The sequence below is a fragment of the Sulfurospirillum diekertiae genome, from assembly GCF_011769985.2.
GTDB classification, from domain to species: domain Bacteria; phylum Campylobacterota; class Campylobacteria; order Campylobacterales; family Sulfurospirillaceae; genus Sulfurospirillum; species Sulfurospirillum diekertiae.
Map to the genome: position 1 here is coordinate 1,380,838 of NZ_CP039734.2, position 16,087 is coordinate 1,396,924.

Sequence of the window (16,087 nt, forward strand, 5' to 3'; positions counted from 1 at the left end):
TGTAGGAATGAATTTTAAGTGTATTAACAAAAGAAGCACACAATCAAATGGTCGGAGTGACAGGACTCGAACCTGCGACCTCTACCACCCCAAGGTAGCGCGCTAGCCAGGCTGCGCTACACCCCGACACATTTAAGAATTTTGATTTTAACCAAGATAACCAAAAAGTTTTATTATAATAATAGATCTATACAAAACGGATATACAACCGTTTTTATAAAAAATCAACAATGGCACTTCATGAAAGAAATTCTTTTAACGACCTTTAATGCGCGCTATACACATACATCTATTGCTCAACGCTATCTTTTTGCTAACCTTGAAGAGCTTCAAGAAAAAGCGAAAATTTTAGAGTTTGTCATCAACTCACAAGTCGCCGATGCCGCAGAAGAAATCCTTAGTTATAACCCAAAAATTGTAGGCATTGGTGCGTATATTTGGAACGCTTTGGAAGTACAAGAGCTTATAAGTATCCTCAAAAAAGTAGCACCTCATATTTTCATCGTTTTAGGAGGTCCTGAAGCGAGCCATTTCCCCCATCGTGTTGATTTTAGTGGGGCAGATTACATTATTCAAGGAGAGGGTGACATCGCTTTTTATGAGCTGTGTCAAACGCTTCTTGAGGGTCATAAACCAAATGAGCACGTCATCAAAGCGCCGATGGTTCATTTGAATGCCATAAAACTGCCATATGACTACTACACAGATCACGACATCAAAAACCGTTACTGCTACGTTGAGGCAAGTCGTGGATGCCCGTTTACCTGTGAATTTTGTCTTTCATCTGCTGATAAAAAAGTGCGAGATATCGAAATAGAACGTTTCATTGGCGAACTTGAAAAGCTCTGGCAACGGGGCGTGCGAAATTTTAAATTTATTGACCGTACATTTAATCTTAGCATTGAAAATGCAACAAAGCTTTTGGACTTTTTTCTTGCTAAAACAGAAGCGTATTTTGTCCATTTTGAAGTAATACCTGACCATTTTCCAAGCTCTCTTCGAGAAAAAATAGCACAGTTTCCTCCTGCAGCGTTGCAACTCGAAGTGGGTATTCAAACGCTTGATCCTGAAATCTCTAAAAATATTCATAGACGCCTCAACATTGCTAAAATCGAAGACAACCTTGCCTTTTTACAACAGCAAACGCATGCGCATTTGCATGTGGACCTCATTATCGGTTTACCAGGAGAAAGTTTAGAAGGTTTTGGTCGCAATTTAGACAAGCTTTATTCACTGACACAGTGTGAGATTCAAATCGGCATCCTCAAAAAACTCTCAGGTACAACTATTTCGCGTCACGACGAGATCTACGGTATGAAGTATTGCGATAAGCCACCCTATGATATTTTGCAAAACAACCTTATCCCTTTTAAAGAGATGCAAAAGATGAAGCGTTTTGCTCGCTTTTGGGATATGGTCTATAACAGTGGTAATTTTAAGAAGAGTGCAATACACTTATGGCATGATGGCAAAGTGTATGATGGCTTTTATGCTTTTAGTGAATGGCTTTATACGCAAACAAAGTCTACATGGCAGATTTCATTGGATCGTCTAGCGGAGCTTATTTTTCGCTACCTTTGTGAAGAGCTAGGACATGAACGTGAGTTTATTAAAGGAATGTTGATAGAAGACATTATGACCATACGTGGACGTAAAATGCCTTCTTTTTTACGCGAAAATTACGTTCAAGAGGAAGTGCATAAAGAGGGTACTTCAAAACTTAATAAACGCCAGTTAAAACATGCCACAGTATAATGGCAATTTTTTTAAGGAGAAATAATGAAAATTGATAAGAGTTGGTGGACGGATATTATAAGTGTCAGTTTGATTGGAGTTTCATTTTTGATACCAGCGCCTTATGCGCATTGGTCACTCTTAACAGGACTTTTTGCCTTTTCAGGCGCAGTAACCAATCAAATAGCGATTCATATGTTATTTGAAAAAGTACCTTTTTTATATGGAAGTGGCGTTATACAGTTGCAATTTGAAGCCTTTAAAGCTTCGATCAAAAATTTGATGATGGATCAGTTTTTTACTAAAGAACAGTTGGATGCTTTTTTTGCAAAAGAGGAAAAAACGCTTGATTTAAGCCCAGTGATTGCAGAAGTGGACTTTTCTCCTGCCTTTGATGCACTGACTAAAACGGTGATGGAGTCCTCATTTGGCGGCATGTTGGGTATGTTTGGAGGTGCTGGCGCATTAGAAGGACTTCGAGCGCCTTTTAGTGAGAAACTCAAAGATTCTATCATTGAAATTAGCGAAAGTAATGTATTTCAACAAAAAATAGCACAAACTATACAAAATTCATCACTTACAGATGATATGCTCATTACCATTGAGCAGATGATTGATGCAAGGCTCAATGAATTGACTCCGCAGATGGTGAAAGAGATCGTTCAAAATTTCATCAAAGACCATCTAGGTTGGTTAGTGGTTTGGGGTGGATTTTTTGGTGCGTTGATTGGTCTGCTTTCAACATTGGTTATTTAAGTATTGCTATGCAGATTTACAAAGTTTAAAATACATATAATTATATATAAAATAATACAAATAAAGGGGTCTTATGGAGTGTTCTTATTTTGGGAAATGCGGTAGTTGTACACTTTATACGTTGGACTATAACGCGCAGTGTGCGCATAAACAAGCACATATGCGTATGTTATTTGAACCTTTACATGTAAAAGCATTTGACTTCTTTGATTCTCCTTCTGAACACTACCGTGGGCGCTCTGAATTTCGTATCTGGAAAGAGGGTAATACTCTTCGCTATGCCATGGGAACTATGGATAAAAAAAGCACTGTTTGCATTGATGCGTGTCCGAAAGTGGAAACAAAAATTTATACTTTGATGCCTGAACTCTTGAAAAAAATTGAAAACTCCGCGATGCTTCGTGAAAGACTTTTCGCTATAGAGTTTCTTGCTTCCTCTAAACATCTTTTGGTGACGCTCATCTACCATAAACCTTTACAAGATGAGTGGGACGAGGAAGCCAAAATGCTGGAAAATATGTTTGGAATTTTTATCATTGGGCGCAGTCGTGGTATTAAACGTGTGCTGAGTCAAGATTTTGTGGAAGATCATCTTGAAATCGCAGGAAGAAGCTATTGTTATCACATCATTGAAGGTGGTTTTTCTCAACCTAATCGTTTGATGAATCAAAAAATGATTGGCTGGGTATTAGGTCATCTTGAAAACTGTGAGGATTTGTTGGAACTCTATTGTGGTTATGGTAACTTCACGATTCCAATGGCTCAAAAATTTCGTAAAGTTTTAGCAACCGAGATTTCTAAAACGTCCATCAAATCTGCACTCATAAACTGTGAACTCAACGATGTTCATAACATTGCTTTCTTACGCATGAGTGCAGAAGAGCTGACATCTGCACTGAAAAAAGAGCGCGAATACAACCGCTTAGCGGGTATCAACCTTGAAGACTACAGCTTTAGTCATGTCTTTGTTGATCCACCCCGTTCTGGTATGGATGAAGCCAGCCTAGCGTTTATCTCTCAATTTGAGAACATCATTTACATTTCGTGCAATCCAGAAACGCTTAAGCGTGATTTGGAAGTTTTAACGTCTCAGTACGCCATTCTCCATTTTGCCCTGTTCGATCAATTTCCAAACACTGAGCATTTGGAGTCTGGCGTCATTTTAAAACGACTTTAGCCTTTTACATGTAAAAGGTTAAATCTTAAAGAGCGCAAGTTTAGAAGCAAGTGTATTAGAAAGATTCAGAAGCTCATCTGATGAAGTGTTAAGGTTTTCAACATCACTACTGTTTTGTAAAGATGATTCATAAATCTGACCAATATTTTTAATGATCGTTGCTGTATTTTGAGAAAGACGTTGAGAAACGTCCGAAGCAATTTGTGAAGCATCAGACGCCTCTTTGATGATCGTTTCCGTGTCGCTAATCTTAAGCTCAACCTCTTCAGAATTAATCGCCATTTGCTCAATAAACTTATAATTCTCACTCATCTGACCACTGGCATCCATAATGTTTTGCACAATCACATTAATCGTTGCATTAATTTCCGTCAGACTTCGTTGCGTACGTTCTGCCAGATTTCTAACTTCATCGGCAACAACGGCAAATCCACGACCATGTTCACCTGCTCGTGCCGCTTCAATAGCAGCATTAAGGGCTAGAAGATTGGTCTGATCGGCAATGTCAGCGATCACAGTGAGTACACTTTTAACTTGATTGGCATCCTGACTGAGTTGTTGAAGCCGATCTGACGTGTGCGATTCAACTTCAGAAGCTTGCTGAATATTGGCGACTAAATTTTTAATCTCTTGTGTTGTTGTATAGAGTGTTTGAGACGCATTAAAGATATTTTCACTAGTTTGCGTTGCGTTGAGTGTATTTTGTTCCAAGGTTATTTTCATAGCATCACCCAAATCTTTCGTCTGTTTGACAAAATCACGCTCTGCCACCATTCGTTTATCCACTTCATGCGAAATGGCTGAAAATTGATTTGCCATAGTTGCACTTTCTGTAGACGTTTTTGTTGAAGCAACAATGGTACTATGAATCTTTTCAATAAAGTGATTGATATTTTCAGATAAATCTGCTATCTCATCTTTAGAATTAATTTGAATACGTTTGGTAAGATCGCCACTTCCTTTGGCAAGATCAAGTGTAATGATGGAGAGTGCATCAATAGAATTGGTCATACTGACAACCATAACACGGGTAAAAATGAAGAAAAACACCATTCCACCAACAGATCCAGCAATTAAAATCAATCGCTCTGTCCCTGTAATTAAAAATGAGACTAATATAATATTTGCCATAAAACCACATAAGGTTCCAATTGCTAAAAACCAGCCCTTCGTTTTAATCTTAATCTGATTCAAAAACATTAACTCTCCTTCTAAATATAAACCAATTGATTATAACAAATTCATACAATTAAAGCCATGGATAATCGCGCCAAAAGATTGTGTGTGCTATACTCACGACTTAAATTTTTTTAAAGGAGCAATAATGGAATGCGACATTTCAAATATTAGCATGCCTGGTGATGCAGGCATTAAAGACATTTTTTCGATGTGTAAGAGTATTGCCATTATTGGTTTATCTCCAGATCCAACCAAAGATAGCCATAAAGTAGCACGCTACTTACAAGAACGTGGGTTTAAAATTTATCCGATCTATCCTAAAGAAGAGATGATTTTAGGTGAAAAAGTTTACCGAACTCTTTTAGATATTCCTGAGAGTGTGGATATGGTAGACATGTTCCGCAAGCCTGAAATTGCGGATGGTTTGATCGAAGAAGTTTTAAAAAAAGGTGATGTAAAAGTCTTTTGGTTACAACTGGGCATCGTCAACAATCAAGCGTGTACAAAAGCACATGAAAATGGCTTGATTGCAGTACAAAATCGATGTACCAAAGTAGAATATGAAAGGTTAATGAAATAAAATGATAGCTCTTAGTGAAATAGTCAAAGCAAAACGACAACTTAACAATGTTATTACCCAAACGCCGTGTTCTTTAGCGCCTCATTTAAGTGAGGAAGTAGGAGCGCAAGTCTATCTTAAAAAAGAGAATCTCCAAATTACAGGGGCTTATAAACTCAGAGGTGCTTACAATAAAATAGCCTCTTTAACCAAAGAAGAGCGCAAAAAAGGTGTTATTGCGGCAAGTGCAGGCAATCATGCGCAAGGTGTTGCCTACTCTGCGCGTAGCTTTGGCATTAAAGCAACCATTGTTATGCCTGAAGCGACTCCTCTTTTAAAAGTCACGGGAACTAAAGATTTGGGTGCAGAAGTGATACTCAGTGGTGATAATTACGATGAAGCGTACGCATATGCGCTAACATATGCCAATGAGCATAGCTTAACGTTTATTCATCCTTTTGAAGATGACAAAGTCATAGCAGGTCAAGGCACTGTTGCATTAGAAATGATGGATGAAGTGAATGACCTTGACATTATTGTTATTCCAATAGGCGGAGGAGGACTCATCAGCGGCATGGCTTCGGCTATCAAGCAAATTGATCCTAAAATCAAAGTCATTGGCGTCAATGCTTCGGGCGCTCCTGCGATGTTTGAGTCCTACTGTGCTAAAAAAGCGATTAATTCTAAAAGTGTACGTACCATTGCTGATGGTATCGCAGTACGGGATGTGAGTGAATCCAATTTAGCCCATATTTTAGAGTGTGTGGATGAAGTAGTCACGGTGGATGACGAAGAGATAGCTGCAGCCATTTTATTCTTGCTTGAACGCCAAAAATTAGTCGTTGAAGGCGGAGGTGCTGCGAGTGTCGCCGCCATTATGCATCAAAAATTCGCCTACACGAAAGATATGAAAATAGGCGCGGTTTTAAGTGGTGGAAATATTGATGTACAGATGCTTTCAATCATCATTGAAAAAGGTCTCATCAAATCACACCGCAAAATGAAATTGGTGATTACGCTGATTGATAAACCGGGCTCACTGATGCGCCTGACAGACCTATTTAAAAATGCCAATGCCAATATTATCCAGATTGATTATGACCGATTCTCAACAACACTGTCGTATGGTGATGCACAAATAACCATTATGCTAGAAACTAAAGGACTTGAGCATCAAAAGATGATTCGTACGCTTTTAGAAGAGGCTGGGTATCTCTTTAAGGAAGAGGTTTAAAAGAAGAGAGTGAGGCTATAAAACCTCACTCTTTAGTTCAGTTGTTCGTACGCTTTTAAAAGTCTTTCTCTGAGTTGATCAGAAAGAGCTTCTCCTTCTACACAATACTCTTTGAGAAAATCATCTAAATGACTTAAAAGATCAAAAAGGTCAGCTTCGATCTCTTTTGAGCTCTTTTTCTTGGCCATCATGGTTTCAAAAAAGACCAATTTACGAATAAAATTAGAGAGCAATTCAAGTGCTTCTTCTTCTTTTTTTCCCTCTATCAGTTTAAAGGGACGTTCAATGGGTGATTTGGAACTATCAAGGCTCTGTTTAATTTCACGCACATGTTCTTGAATAATAGCTGAAAATTTTGCATAACGATCATAGGCACTCTCATCCGCAAAAGAATCAAATTTATTGGTTAACTTGCCTATCTGTTTTATCAAAATAAACGCCACCATCGCAACAACCATCACAACAGGAATTAATTGCTCCATCATTTCTTATCCTTACATGTAAAACAAAATCAATGTGATAAGATTTGCTCCAAAAAGAGTTTAAGACGATCGGACTCAGGATTTTGGAAAAACTCTTCAGGTGTGTTCTCTTCAACGATTTGACCGGCATCCATAAAAATGATTCTATCAGCCACTTTTTTTGCAAAGCCCATTTCATGAGTAACACACACCATTGTTTTATCTTCACGTGCTAATTCTATCATAACATCCAAAACTTCAGCAACCATTTCAGGGTCAAGGGCAGAAGTTGGCTCATCAAAGAGCATTATCTTAGGGTTTTTACACAAACTACGTGCTATTGCCACACGTTGTTGTTGTCCTCCTGAGAGTTGATTGGGGAATTTATGGGCTTGGTTAGCAATGCCAACACGCTCTAGGTATTTCATTGCCATGGCTTCTGCTTCTTTACGTGGCATTTTTCTAACCCAAAGAGGTGCTAATGTCAGGTTGTCTAAAATCGTTAAATGAGGGAAGAGGTTGAAGTGTTGAAATACCATAGCCACTTCTTCACGAATCGCTTTGATCTTTTTAACATCGTTAACAAGCTCAATGCCATCAACCAAAATACTACCTTCTTGGAATTGTTCAAGGTAATTAATACAACGAATGAGGGTTGATTTACCTGACCCTGAAGGTCCACAGACAACGATGATTTCACCTTTATTGATGGTAAGGTTAATATCTTTTAAAACGTGAAAATCCCCGTACCATTTGTTTAAGTTTTTAATTTCTATGATTTCTTTTCTATCTTTCATCTTCTATCCTATCTCAAATTGGTATTAAATCGTTTTTCAAGCTTTTGGCTAAAGTTAGACATTGAGTAACAAAAGAACCAAAAGATAAAGGTAACAAACACATAGCCTTCAGTCTCATAACCCAACCAATACGAATCAGCAGCACTTAAACGTACCATGGCGAGGAGATCAAAGAGTCCAATAATAAGTACCAACGTTGTATCTTGGAAAAGAGCAATGGAAACGCCTACAAGGTTAGGAATAGCTACTTTGAGGGCTTGAGGCAATATGACTAAAAACATTTTTTGCCAATAAGAAAGGCCTATCGCATCAGCAGCTTCATACTGTCCTTTCGGAATAGATTGAAGTCCACCGCGGATATTTTCAGCGATATAAGCTGATTCAAACAATGCGATACCAATGAGCGCACGTAGAAGTTTGTCAAAAGAGATACCTTCAGGAAAAAAGAGTGGCAAAATAATCGATGACATAAAGAGAATTGTGATCAGTGGCACACCACGAATAAACTCAATGTAAGTCACACTGATACTTTTTATAATCGGCAAATGAGATGCTCGACCTAGAGCCAAAATAACACCAATGGGGAATGCTGCGACAATACCTACCGCGGCAACCACAATGGTCAGCATTAGTCCACCCCATTTATCGGTTGGGACAACTTGCATGCCAAAAAAGCCACCGTGGACCAAGAAAAAACCGATGATAAAATAGACATGTGCCAACACAATTTTTGCTACTGAGTTTTTAAGGTACTTAAAAGATGCAAGCAAGACGAAAAAAAGTATATAAATACTATTGACTCTCCATCTAAGTTCTGAAGGGTAGAAGCCATACATAAACATATCGATCTTCATGCGTATAAAGACCCAACATGCACCGCCACTGACACAATCTTCACGTGTCGTCCCAGCAAAGTTTGCATTGACGTACGCCCATTTAATAAAAGGAGGAATGATCCAAAAAAGAATCATCACACCTAAAAGCGTCAAGGCGACATTCATTGGTGAAGAGAAAAGGTTTTCTCGAATCCAAAAGGTAGCTCCTTTGGTATTGATAGGAGCTTTACGTTCTTGTTTTTTTTCATAAATTGCCATATTAACGCTCCTGAATCTTCATTTTGTGGTTAAACCAGTTGAGTATTGCTGAGACAATTAAACTGATGATGAGATAAACGAGCATGGTCATCGAAATGATCTCAATCGCTTGCCCCACCTGATTCAGAGATGTGCCTGCAAAAACAGTCACAATTTCAGGATAACCAACGGCTGTTGCCAAAGAGGAGTTCTTAATAAGGTTAAGATACTGATTGATAATTGGAGGAATTGCAATACGGATCGCTTGGGGAAGAATAACCAATTTTAAAGATTGGTATGGACTAAAACCCATCGAAGCTGCTGCTTCTTTTTGACCATGTCCTACGGCCTCAATACCTGAACGAACTGCCTCAGCAATAAATGTTGCCGTATAGATCGTTAATGCAAATGTGAGTGCCAAAAACTCAGGTGAGAGTGTTTTGCCACCTTTGAAGTTAAAGCCTACGAGTTCTGGAAAATTAAAATTAAGATGAGTTCCACCAATAAAATATGCAAGGATAGGGAAAACAATAAACATTCCTATTGCAAAAGGGTAGACCATAAAATCTTGCCCTGTTAGAACTTTACGTTTATTTGCCCATGCGTTAAGTGCAAAAGAGGCACAAAGTGCCAGAAAAAGACTTGCAAGCATGACAAAAAAGGTAGTATTGTACTCAGGTTGGGGGAAATAGAGACCTCTGTTATTAATAAAAATTGTATCAAAAAAGTTGAAACTCTGTTTAGGATTTGGCATAGAGCGAAGAACAACGTTATACCAAAAGAGTATTTGAAGAAGAAGAGGTATATTTCTAAAAAAATCGACATACGATTTTGCAAGTTTTGCAATCAACCAGTTGCGCGATAGTCTCAATATGCCTATAATGAGTCCTACAATGGTTGCACAAAGGATACCAACAAAAGCTATGATAAGTGTATTTAAAAGTCCTACAACAAAAACACGTCCATGGGTACTCTCTTCTGAGTACGCAATAGGAGATTGATCGATACCAAATCCAGCTGTGCCATTCAAAAAGCCAAAGCCTGTTTGAATGCCTCTTTGTTCTATATTGGCGACAGTGTTGGTGCCAATATACCACAAAAAAGCAACCAAGCCAATAACGGTTAATAATTGGAAAAGAATTCCTCGAATCTTTTGATTTCTCAAAAGTGCTAGCATACGTGTCCTTTATACGTTAAGATTAAGGGCAGAATGATCTGCCCTCAGTGTTTTACTGTTTTTTAATCTACTATCTAAAAGGAGGAGCGTATTGTAAGCCGCCTTGATTCCAAAGAGCGTTATAACCTCTTTTAATTTTCAGTGGAGAGCCTTCGCCTACAGTACTTTCAAATGACTCACCGTAGTTACCGACTTGCTTGACGATGTTATAAGCAAAATCTTTTTTAAGACCTAAATTCTCACCCATTTGACCTTCAACACCTAAAAGACGTTTAATGTCTGGATTGTCAGATTTAAGCATTGCATCAACATTTTTGCTCGTTACGCCAGATTCTTCTGCAGTAACCATCGCATAAAATGACCATCTCACGATATCAAACCATTTACCATCACCTTTACGAACAACAGGTCCTAAAGGCTCTTTAGAGATAACTTCAGGAAGTACGATTGAATCTTCAGGTTTTAAAAGTTTGATTCTCAAGCCGTAAAGTTGTGATTGATCAGAAGTTAAAACGTCACATCTACCACTTTCATACGCTTTAACAACTTGATCATTAGTGTCATAAGATACGATTTTATATTTTAATTTATGACTTCTAAAGTAGTCAGCAACATTTAGCTCTGTTGTGGTTCCTGTTTGAAGGCAGATAGAAGCGCCATCAAGCTCTTTAGCACTTTTGACACCCAATTTTTTAGTGACCATAAAGCCTTGACCATCATAGTAGTTAACACCAGCAAAGTTTAAACCCAAAGAAGTATCTCTGGTTTCTGTCCATGTTGTGTTACGTGAAAGCATATCGATCTCGCCTGATTGAAGAGCTGTCAAACGCTCTTTAGCATTAAGAGCAATGTATTTAACTTTTTTAGCATCGCCAAAAACGGCAGCTGCAACAGCACGACAAACGTCAACATCAATACCTTTATAGATACCATCACTTCCTACTTCAGAAAAGCCTGGTAATCCACCATCAACACCACACTTAACAAAACCTTGTTTTTGTACTTCGCCGAGAGTATCCGCACTAAGTGTTGTTGTGCCAAAGCCCAACACAGTAATTGTTGCTAAAGAGATTTTAGCGAGTTTAGATCGTAACATCATTATCTTCCTTTCAAAGTTGATGCAAGAATTCTAACACTAAATTTTATTTTTTGGCGAAAAAACTGCCTATTTATTAATCAGTTACAGGAGGTGAGTAGAATCTACATTCTTTAAAGAAATATTTTATTTTTGCATATTTTATAAGATAAAACCACCTTATACCCTCATAGATTTATGCGTGTTATCTAAACCATTCAATTCTCTTTAAAGCCAATCACATTATAATAAGTAAAAATTCAATTAAGGGTCTTTTATGAGTTCTTGGACACGCGCATCATGGAGAGAAAAACCAATTAAGCAACAACCAACGTATACCAACCAAGAGTTGTAAAAATATTGAACAAGAACTCTGAGCAAATATCCTCCCCTTGTTTTTGCAGGTGAGGTTAGACAGCTCAAAGCCTCATTAGCTGATGTTGTCGCTGGAAAAGCTTTTTTACTTCAAGGTGGAGATTGTGCAGAAAGTTTTAGCGAATTTAACGCAGTTAATATTCGTGATATGTTTAAAGTCATGCTTCAAATGGCGGTTGTTTTAACCTTTGCTGGTGGCTGTCCCATCGTTAAAGTAGGGCGATTAGCGGGTCAATTTGCCAAGCCTAGATCATCTGATTATGAAGAGATGAATGGTGTAAAGCTTCCAAGTTACCGTGGTGACATCATCAATGACATTGAATTTACCGAAGATGCAAGAATCCCAAATCCAAAAAGAATGCTCAAAGCCTACAACCAATCAGCGGCAACGATGAACCTTTTACGTGCCTTTTCACGCGGTGGTTTGGCGGATCTTCACCAAGTCCATAAATGGACGTTAGGCTTTGTATCAGCCAGTCCTTTGGGCAAACGTTACCAACATCTTTGTGATCGCATTTCTGAGACATTAGCCTTTATGGAAGCGTGCGGTATCACCTCTGCTAATACACCAAATATCAACGAAACAGTCGTTTATACTTCCCATGAAGCATTGCTTCTCAACTACGAAGAAGCATTGACACGTCAAGATAGCTTGACGGGTGATTGGTATGATTGTTCAGCTCATATGCTTTGGATAGGCGATCGCACCCGTGATGTCAATGATGCGCATGTAGAATTTCTCACAGGGGTTAAAAACCCTATTGGCATCAAAGCAGGTCCTAGTATGACCGCTGAGGGCTTAATGAAGCTTATCCATAAACTAAACCCTGAAAATGAGCCAGGACGTCTTAATATCATCGTTCGTATGGGTGCAGACAAGATTGAAAAAGAGTTCCCAAAATTAGTTCAAGCAGTAAAAGTAGCAGGAGCACATGTGCTTTGGAGCATCGATCCAATGCACGGTAATACCATCAAAGCATCCAATAATTACAAAACGCGCTCGTTCGATGAAGTGTTGCGCGAAGTTAAAGGCTTCTTTAAAGTCCACGAAGAAGAGGGTACTTTCCCTGGTGGCGTTCACTTAGAAATGACAGGACAAGATGTGACCGAGTGTATCGGTGGAGCCCAAGATATCACCGAAGAGAACCTTGCATGCCGCTATCAAACACAGTGCGACCCACGCCTCAACGCCAACCAAGCCTTAGAGCTTGCATTTCTGATCGCAGACTCCCTTAAAGACGCTCGTCAACGATTTTTAGCACAATAAAACTGCTTTACATGTAAAGGTGAAAATCTTTACATGTAAAATAAAATATCTCACTTTAATTTTATTTTTTGCGATAAGGGAAAAACATGATTTATGAAATGAGAACCTATACTGTGAAAGTTGGAAAACAGCACGCATATATGAAACATTTTGAAGAAGTGGGTCTACCAATTATCAGTAAATATGCAAAACTTGTAGGATATTGGTACAGTGACATTGGAGAGCTCAATCAGGTTGTTCATATTTGGGAATATCCAGATCTCAATACGAGAGAAGAGAGAAGGAGGGCACTTTATCATGATAAAGAATGGCTTGAAAATTTTGTTCCTCTTGGGTTACCTATGCTTGAAAAACAAGAGTCAAAAATAATGTATGCCTCAAATTTTTCACCTATTCAATAGCCCTATTCTTGACTGAGTTTTGAGCTCAGTCATCTTTTTGTTATCTTCCACTCAGCCAATCACTCTTCGAAAACGGATACTGTTTTTTAAACTCTACTTCATCAAAATCAAAACGGTAATTTTCCATATACGTTTTTACTAACTGGTACGCATCGTTGATTGCTTGAAATTTTGCGGTATCGCCATTTGGGGCGTCTGGATGAAATTCTTTGGAGAGGGAAAGGTAAAGTTTGTGAAGGGTCTTTTTATCGGTTTTGGAGACAACGCCCAAGGTTGTGAGTGCTTTTTCAAAATCACTGTACTCTAAACCTTGGAACATCGCTTCTCCTTTTAAAGCTTCTTAGCGCTTCGTTTGCGCTCTTTTTTCTTGTGAAGCCAAATGTAAATAGCAGCAAAGATAACGATGAAAATAATCAAAGCAATCGATATAGTGTGTAAATGCTCATTGAGGAGCGCTTCATTTTGACCGAAAAAATAGCCTAAAAATGTCAAAATACTAACCCAAATACCCGCTCCAAAGCCTGTGTAAAAACAAAAAAGTCCTAAATGCATACGTGCCAATCCCGCAGGAAGCGAGATGTAGTGGCGAATCACAGGAATCAGCCTTGCGGTAAACGTTGAAAATGAACCGTGCGTTTTAAAGAATACTTCCACTTTTTCCAATGTTTCTGGCTTGATAAAAACGTAATGTCCATACTTCAAAATCAACTTTCGACCTAACTTGACTGCCAAATAATAGTTCAAAAGTGCACCTGAAATACTTCCGAGCGTGCCAAGGGCAATAACAATGGCTAAATTCATCTCACCTTTAGCACACAAATACCCAGCGGGTATCATCACTACTTCACTAGGGAGTGGGAAAATACTACTTTCAATCAACATCATGATAAAAATACCAAGGTATCCTAAAACTCCAACGGTTTGAACAATCCAATCAATAATAGCGTGCATAAAACTCCTATTTTTTTTCTTTTAACTCAATCATACGATCACTGCACCACGATGCCAAATCTTTATCGTGCGTGATAAGCAAAATGCCTATTCGATCTAAAAACTGCATCAACAGTTGCATGACATGTAATCCTGTAATGTTATCGAGTGCTGAAGTGGGCTCATCGGCTAAAATGAGGGAAGGCTTCATCAACAGTGCTCTTAAAATAGAGCATCTTTGCAGCTGCCCACCGCTGAGTTGATGCGGTTTTTGAGCCAATACCTCCGTGTCAAGATCAAGTGCATCGCATAACTGATGCAAATCGTGTAAAGGAGCAACATCACTGATCTGATTGACAATGGTATAGGTCGGATGAAACGATGTGTAAGGGTCTTGAAAAATCTGCGAAAGTTTCATCACATGAATCGTGCCACTGTTGGCTTTCAGATTTCCTGCAATGAGTTCAAAAAGTGTACTTTTCCCACTGCCACTTGCCCCCAAAATGGCAACGACTTCTCCAACCTTTACATGTAAAGAAAAATTGTCATATAAAAGCTTGGAATTTGGGTAGGCAAAGCTTAGATTTTCAATGCGTAAAACCTCTTGGCTCATGCGCGAATTTGCCCTTTACCATAAACTTTGAATTTGTAAGTGGTCAGGTCATTAATGCCCATAGGTCCACGTGCATGAAGTTTGTTGGTACTGATGCCCACTTCTGCGCCAAAACCAAACTCACCACCATCTGTAAAACGGGTGGAAGCATTGGCATAAACCGTTGCCGCGTCAACTTCATTTAAAAAGCGTTCAACGGTAGTATAATTTTCACTCAAAATGGCTTCAGAATGCGAAGAGCCAAACTCCGCAATATGGGCTATTGCTTCATCTACGCTTTCAACGATCTTGATATTGAGAGCATTACAAAGGTGTTCGGTATGGTAATCTTCCTCACTGGCAAGCTTTACATGTAAAAGATTTTGAGTCTTATCACATCCTTTTATCTCCGCTCCAGTCAGGTCAAGCGCCTCTTTCATACGGGGTAAAAAACTTTCCGCCACAGATTCATGAACTAAAAGTGTTTCCAGTGAATTACACGCACTTGGGCGTTGGCATTTGGCGTTTAAAACAATTTCGATGGCTTGGTCTAAATTCGCTTCTTTATCCACATAGGTATGACAGACACCTTTGTCATGTTTTACCACAGGAACGGTTGCATTTTCACTCACAAAACGAATCAACGCCTCACCACCGCGAGGGATGATAAGATCAACATATTTGTCCATTTTGATCAGCTTAGCAACGCCTTCACGACTGGAATCGGGCAAAAGCGAAATAATCTCTATAGGGAGGTTGAATTTTTCGAGCACTTCTTGTAAAATGGAAGCAATAACTGCATTGCTGTAAAATGCCTCTTTACCACCTTTTAGCACACATGCATTGCCACTTTTAAAGCAAAGGGCGGCGGTATCGCTGGTCACATTGGGACGACTTTCATAAATGATACCTACCACACCAATAGGAATGCTGACTTTTTCAATTCTGAGTCCACTAGGAACAACCCAACCTTCTAAAATACGCCCTACAGGCTCTTTGAGCGCTGCAATTTCGCGAATGGCATTTGCCATATCTGCTATGCGTTGCGTGTTGAGTAAGAGTCGATCAACAAGTGCTGAACTTAAATTGTTTTTCTTGGCTTCTTCTAAATCTTTTTTATTTTCGGTTATGATAAGCGCACTGTGTCTCTCTAAAGCCTCTGCCATATGTGCTAAAACATCCATTTTTGTTTTAGGATCAAGGGTGGCGATAATTCGACTGGCAGATTTGGCATGTTCTAGAAAAGTTTGCACGTTGATAGTTCCTTACAATGGCATTTGATGGGATTTTACACTTTTTA

The 16,087-nt window shown here is 38.9% G+C and carries 16 protein-coding genes, 1 tRNA gene and 1 pseudogene; 7 read left to right on the top strand and 11 right to left on the bottom strand.

Annotated features, from left to right (window positions below):
- Nucleotides 1-48: 48 nt before the first annotated feature.
- Nucleotides 49-126 (bottom strand) — tRNA-Pro (locus FA584_RS07110).
- A 114-nt stretch (nt 127-240) separates the two neighbouring features.
- On the opposite strand from FA584_RS07110, the gene FA584_RS07115 reads away from it, so the two are divergent.
- The 3 genes from FA584_RS07115 to trmA all read left to right on the top strand — a co-directional run bounded on the left by FA584_RS07115 (nt 241) and on the right by trmA (nt 3,667).
- Nucleotides 241-1,755 (top strand): B12-binding domain-containing radical SAM protein, encoded by a 1,515-nt coding sequence (locus FA584_RS07115; protein WP_167748992.1) that lies wholly within the window; start codon nt 241-243, stop codon nt 1,753-1,755.
- A gap of 24 nt (nt 1,756-1,779) precedes the next feature.
- A complete protein-coding gene (locus FA584_RS07120) occupies nt 1,780-2,490 on the top strand; it encodes a DUF445 domain-containing protein (RefSeq protein ID WP_167748993.1) in 711 nt (236 codons plus the stop codon).
- A 73-nt stretch (nt 2,491-2,563) separates the two neighbouring features.
- Complete coding sequence (gene trmA, locus FA584_RS07125) at nt 2,564-3,667, top strand: tRNA (uridine(54)-C5)-methyltransferase TrmA (protein WP_167748994.1); 1,104 nt, start codon at nt 2,564-2,566, stop codon at nt 3,665-3,667.
- Between the two features lie 18 nt (nt 3,668-3,685).
- Here the strand turns inward: trmA and FA584_RS07130 are convergent, their stop codons facing one another.
- Nucleotides 3,686-4,867, bottom strand: coding sequence for a methyl-accepting chemotaxis protein (locus FA584_RS07130; protein WP_167748995.1), 1,182 nt, complete (start codon nt 4,865-4,867; stop codon nt 3,686-3,688).
- 124 nt (nt 4,868-4,991) lie between these two features.
- Here FA584_RS07130 and FA584_RS07135 point away from each other — a divergent pair, with 124 nt between their 5' ends.
- Both FA584_RS07135 and ilvA read left to right on the top strand, forming a co-directional pair.
- Nucleotides 4,992-5,426: a CoA-binding protein gene (locus FA584_RS07135; RefSeq protein WP_096046664.1), complete on the top strand. Its 435-nt coding sequence runs from the start codon at nt 4,992-4,994 to the stop codon at nt 5,424-5,426.
- 1 nt (nt 5,427) lies between these two features.
- Entirely contained in the window at nt 5,428-6,639 is a 1,212-nt protein-coding gene (gene ilvA, locus FA584_RS07140; protein WP_087438670.1) for a threonine ammonia-lyase, read from the top strand.
- Between the two features lie 32 nt (nt 6,640-6,671).
- On the opposite strand, the gene FA584_RS07145 is transcribed toward ilvA, so the two are convergent.
- From FA584_RS07145 to FA584_RS07165, 5 genes are all read right to left on the bottom strand, one after another.
- A complete protein-coding gene (locus tag FA584_RS07145; RefSeq protein WP_228448554.1) occupies nt 6,672-7,124 on the bottom strand; it encodes a hypothetical protein in 453 nt (150 codons plus the stop codon).
- Nucleotides 7,125-7,150: 26 nt separating this feature from the next.
- Complete coding sequence (locus FA584_RS07150) at nt 7,151-7,897, bottom strand: amino acid ABC transporter ATP-binding protein (RefSeq protein WP_087438671.1); 747 nt, start codon at nt 7,895-7,897, stop codon at nt 7,151-7,153.
- Nucleotides 7,898-7,905: 8 nt separating this feature from the next.
- A complete protein-coding gene (locus tag FA584_RS07155; RefSeq protein ID WP_096046665.1) occupies nt 7,906-8,991 on the bottom strand; it encodes an amino acid ABC transporter permease in 1,086 nt (361 codons plus the stop codon).
- Between the two features lies 1 nt (nt 8,992).
- Nucleotides 8,993-10,147 carry an amino acid ABC transporter permease gene (locus FA584_RS07160; RefSeq protein ID WP_096046666.1) on the bottom strand — a complete coding sequence of 385 codons (1,155 nt, stop codon included), beginning with the start codon at nt 10,145-10,147 and terminating at the stop codon, nt 8,993-8,995.
- A gap of 70 nt (nt 10,148-10,217) precedes the next feature.
- On the bottom strand, nt 10,218-11,246 hold the full coding sequence (locus FA584_RS07165) for an amino acid ABC transporter substrate-binding protein (protein ID WP_191342034.1): 1,029 nt from the start codon (nt 11,244-11,246) through the stop codon (nt 10,218-10,220).
- A gap of 253 nt (nt 11,247-11,499) precedes the next feature.
- On the opposite strand from FA584_RS07165, the pseudogene FA584_RS07170 reads away from it, so the two are divergent.
- Together FA584_RS07170 and FA584_RS07175 are read left to right on the top strand one after the other, a co-directional pair.
- A pseudogene (locus tag FA584_RS07170) lies at nt 11,500-12,864 on the top strand (class II 3-deoxy-7-phosphoheptulonate synthase).
- A gap of 86 nt (nt 12,865-12,950) precedes the next feature.
- A complete protein-coding gene (locus tag FA584_RS07175; protein WP_167748996.1) occupies nt 12,951-13,265 on the top strand; it encodes an NIPSNAP family protein in 315 nt (104 codons plus the stop codon).
- Between the two features lie 40 nt (nt 13,266-13,305).
- Here FA584_RS07175 and FA584_RS07180 read toward each other — a convergent pair whose 3' ends face one another.
- From FA584_RS07180 to FA584_RS07195, 4 genes are read right to left on the bottom strand one after another with little or no spacing between them, the layout of a single operon-like run.
- Nucleotides 13,306-13,584 carry a DnaJ domain-containing protein gene (locus tag FA584_RS07180; RefSeq protein WP_167748997.1) on the bottom strand — a complete coding sequence of 93 codons (279 nt, stop codon included), beginning with the start codon at nt 13,582-13,584 and terminating at the stop codon, nt 13,306-13,308.
- A gap of 11 nt (nt 13,585-13,595) precedes the next feature.
- The gene (locus FA584_RS07185) at nt 13,596-14,216 is read right to left on the bottom strand and encodes a DedA family protein (protein WP_167748998.1); all 621 of its coding nucleotides are present in this window, start codon (nt 14,214-14,216) and stop codon (nt 13,596-13,598) included.
- A gap of 7 nt (nt 14,217-14,223) precedes the next feature.
- Nucleotides 14,224-14,808 carry an ATP-binding cassette domain-containing protein gene (locus tag FA584_RS07190; RefSeq protein ID WP_167748999.1) on the bottom strand — a complete coding sequence of 195 codons (585 nt, stop codon included), beginning with the start codon at nt 14,806-14,808 and terminating at the stop codon, nt 14,224-14,226.
- Nucleotides 14,805-16,040, bottom strand: a complete 1,236-nt coding sequence (locus tag FA584_RS07195) for a glutamate-5-semialdehyde dehydrogenase (RefSeq protein WP_167749000.1) — start codon at nt 16,038-16,040, stop codon at nt 14,805-14,807. The genes FA584_RS07190 and FA584_RS07195 overlap by 4 nt, the downstream gene beginning before the upstream one ends.
- Nucleotides 16,041-16,087 lie beyond the last annotated feature (47 nt).

Coding starts and splice junctions, on each gene's coding strand:
- FA584_RS07115 (WP_167748992.1), top strand. CDS start 241: ATGAAAGAAATTCTTTTAACGACCTTTAATGCGCGCTATACACATACA.
- FA584_RS07120 (WP_167748993.1), top strand. CDS start 1,780: ATGAAAATTGATAAGAGTTGGTGGACGGATATTATAAGTGTCAGTTTG.
- trmA (WP_167748994.1), top strand. CDS start 2,564: ATGGAGTGTTCTTATTTTGGGAAATGCGGTAGTTGTACACTTTATACG.
- FA584_RS07130 (WP_167748995.1), bottom strand. CDS start 4,867: ATGTTTTTGAATCAGATTAAGATTAAAACGAAGGGCTGGTTTTTAGCA.
- FA584_RS07135 (WP_096046664.1), top strand. CDS start 4,992: ATGGAATGCGACATTTCAAATATTAGCATGCCTGGTGATGCAGGCATT.
- ilvA (WP_087438670.1), top strand. CDS start 5,428: ATGATAGCTCTTAGTGAAATAGTCAAAGCAAAACGACAACTTAACAAT.
- FA584_RS07145 (WP_228448554.1), bottom strand. CDS start 7,124: ATGATGGAGCAATTAATTCCTGTTGTGATGGTTGTTGCGATGGTGGCG.
- FA584_RS07150 (WP_087438671.1), bottom strand. CDS start 7,897: ATGAAAGATAGAAAAGAAATCATAGAAATTAAAAACTTAAACAAATGG.
- FA584_RS07155 (WP_096046665.1), bottom strand. CDS start 8,991: ATGGCAATTTATGAAAAAAAACAAGAACGTAAAGCTCCTATCAATACC.
- FA584_RS07160 (WP_096046666.1), bottom strand. CDS start 10,147: ATGCTAGCACTTTTGAGAAATCAAAAGATTCGAGGAATTCTTTTCCAA.
- FA584_RS07165 (WP_191342034.1), bottom strand. CDS start 11,246: ATGATGTTACGATCTAAACTCGCTAAAATCTCTTTAGCAACAATTACT.
- FA584_RS07175 (WP_167748996.1), top strand. CDS start 12,951: ATGATTTATGAAATGAGAACCTATACTGTGAAAGTTGGAAAACAGCAC.
- FA584_RS07180 (WP_167748997.1), bottom strand. CDS start 13,584: ATGTTCCAAGGTTTAGAGTACAGTGATTTTGAAAAAGCACTCACAACC.
- FA584_RS07185 (WP_167748998.1), bottom strand. CDS start 14,216: ATGCACGCTATTATTGATTGGATTGTTCAAACCGTTGGAGTTTTAGGA.
- FA584_RS07190 (WP_167748999.1), bottom strand. CDS start 14,808: ATGAGCCAAGAGGTTTTACGCATTGAAAATCTAAGCTTTGCCTACCCA.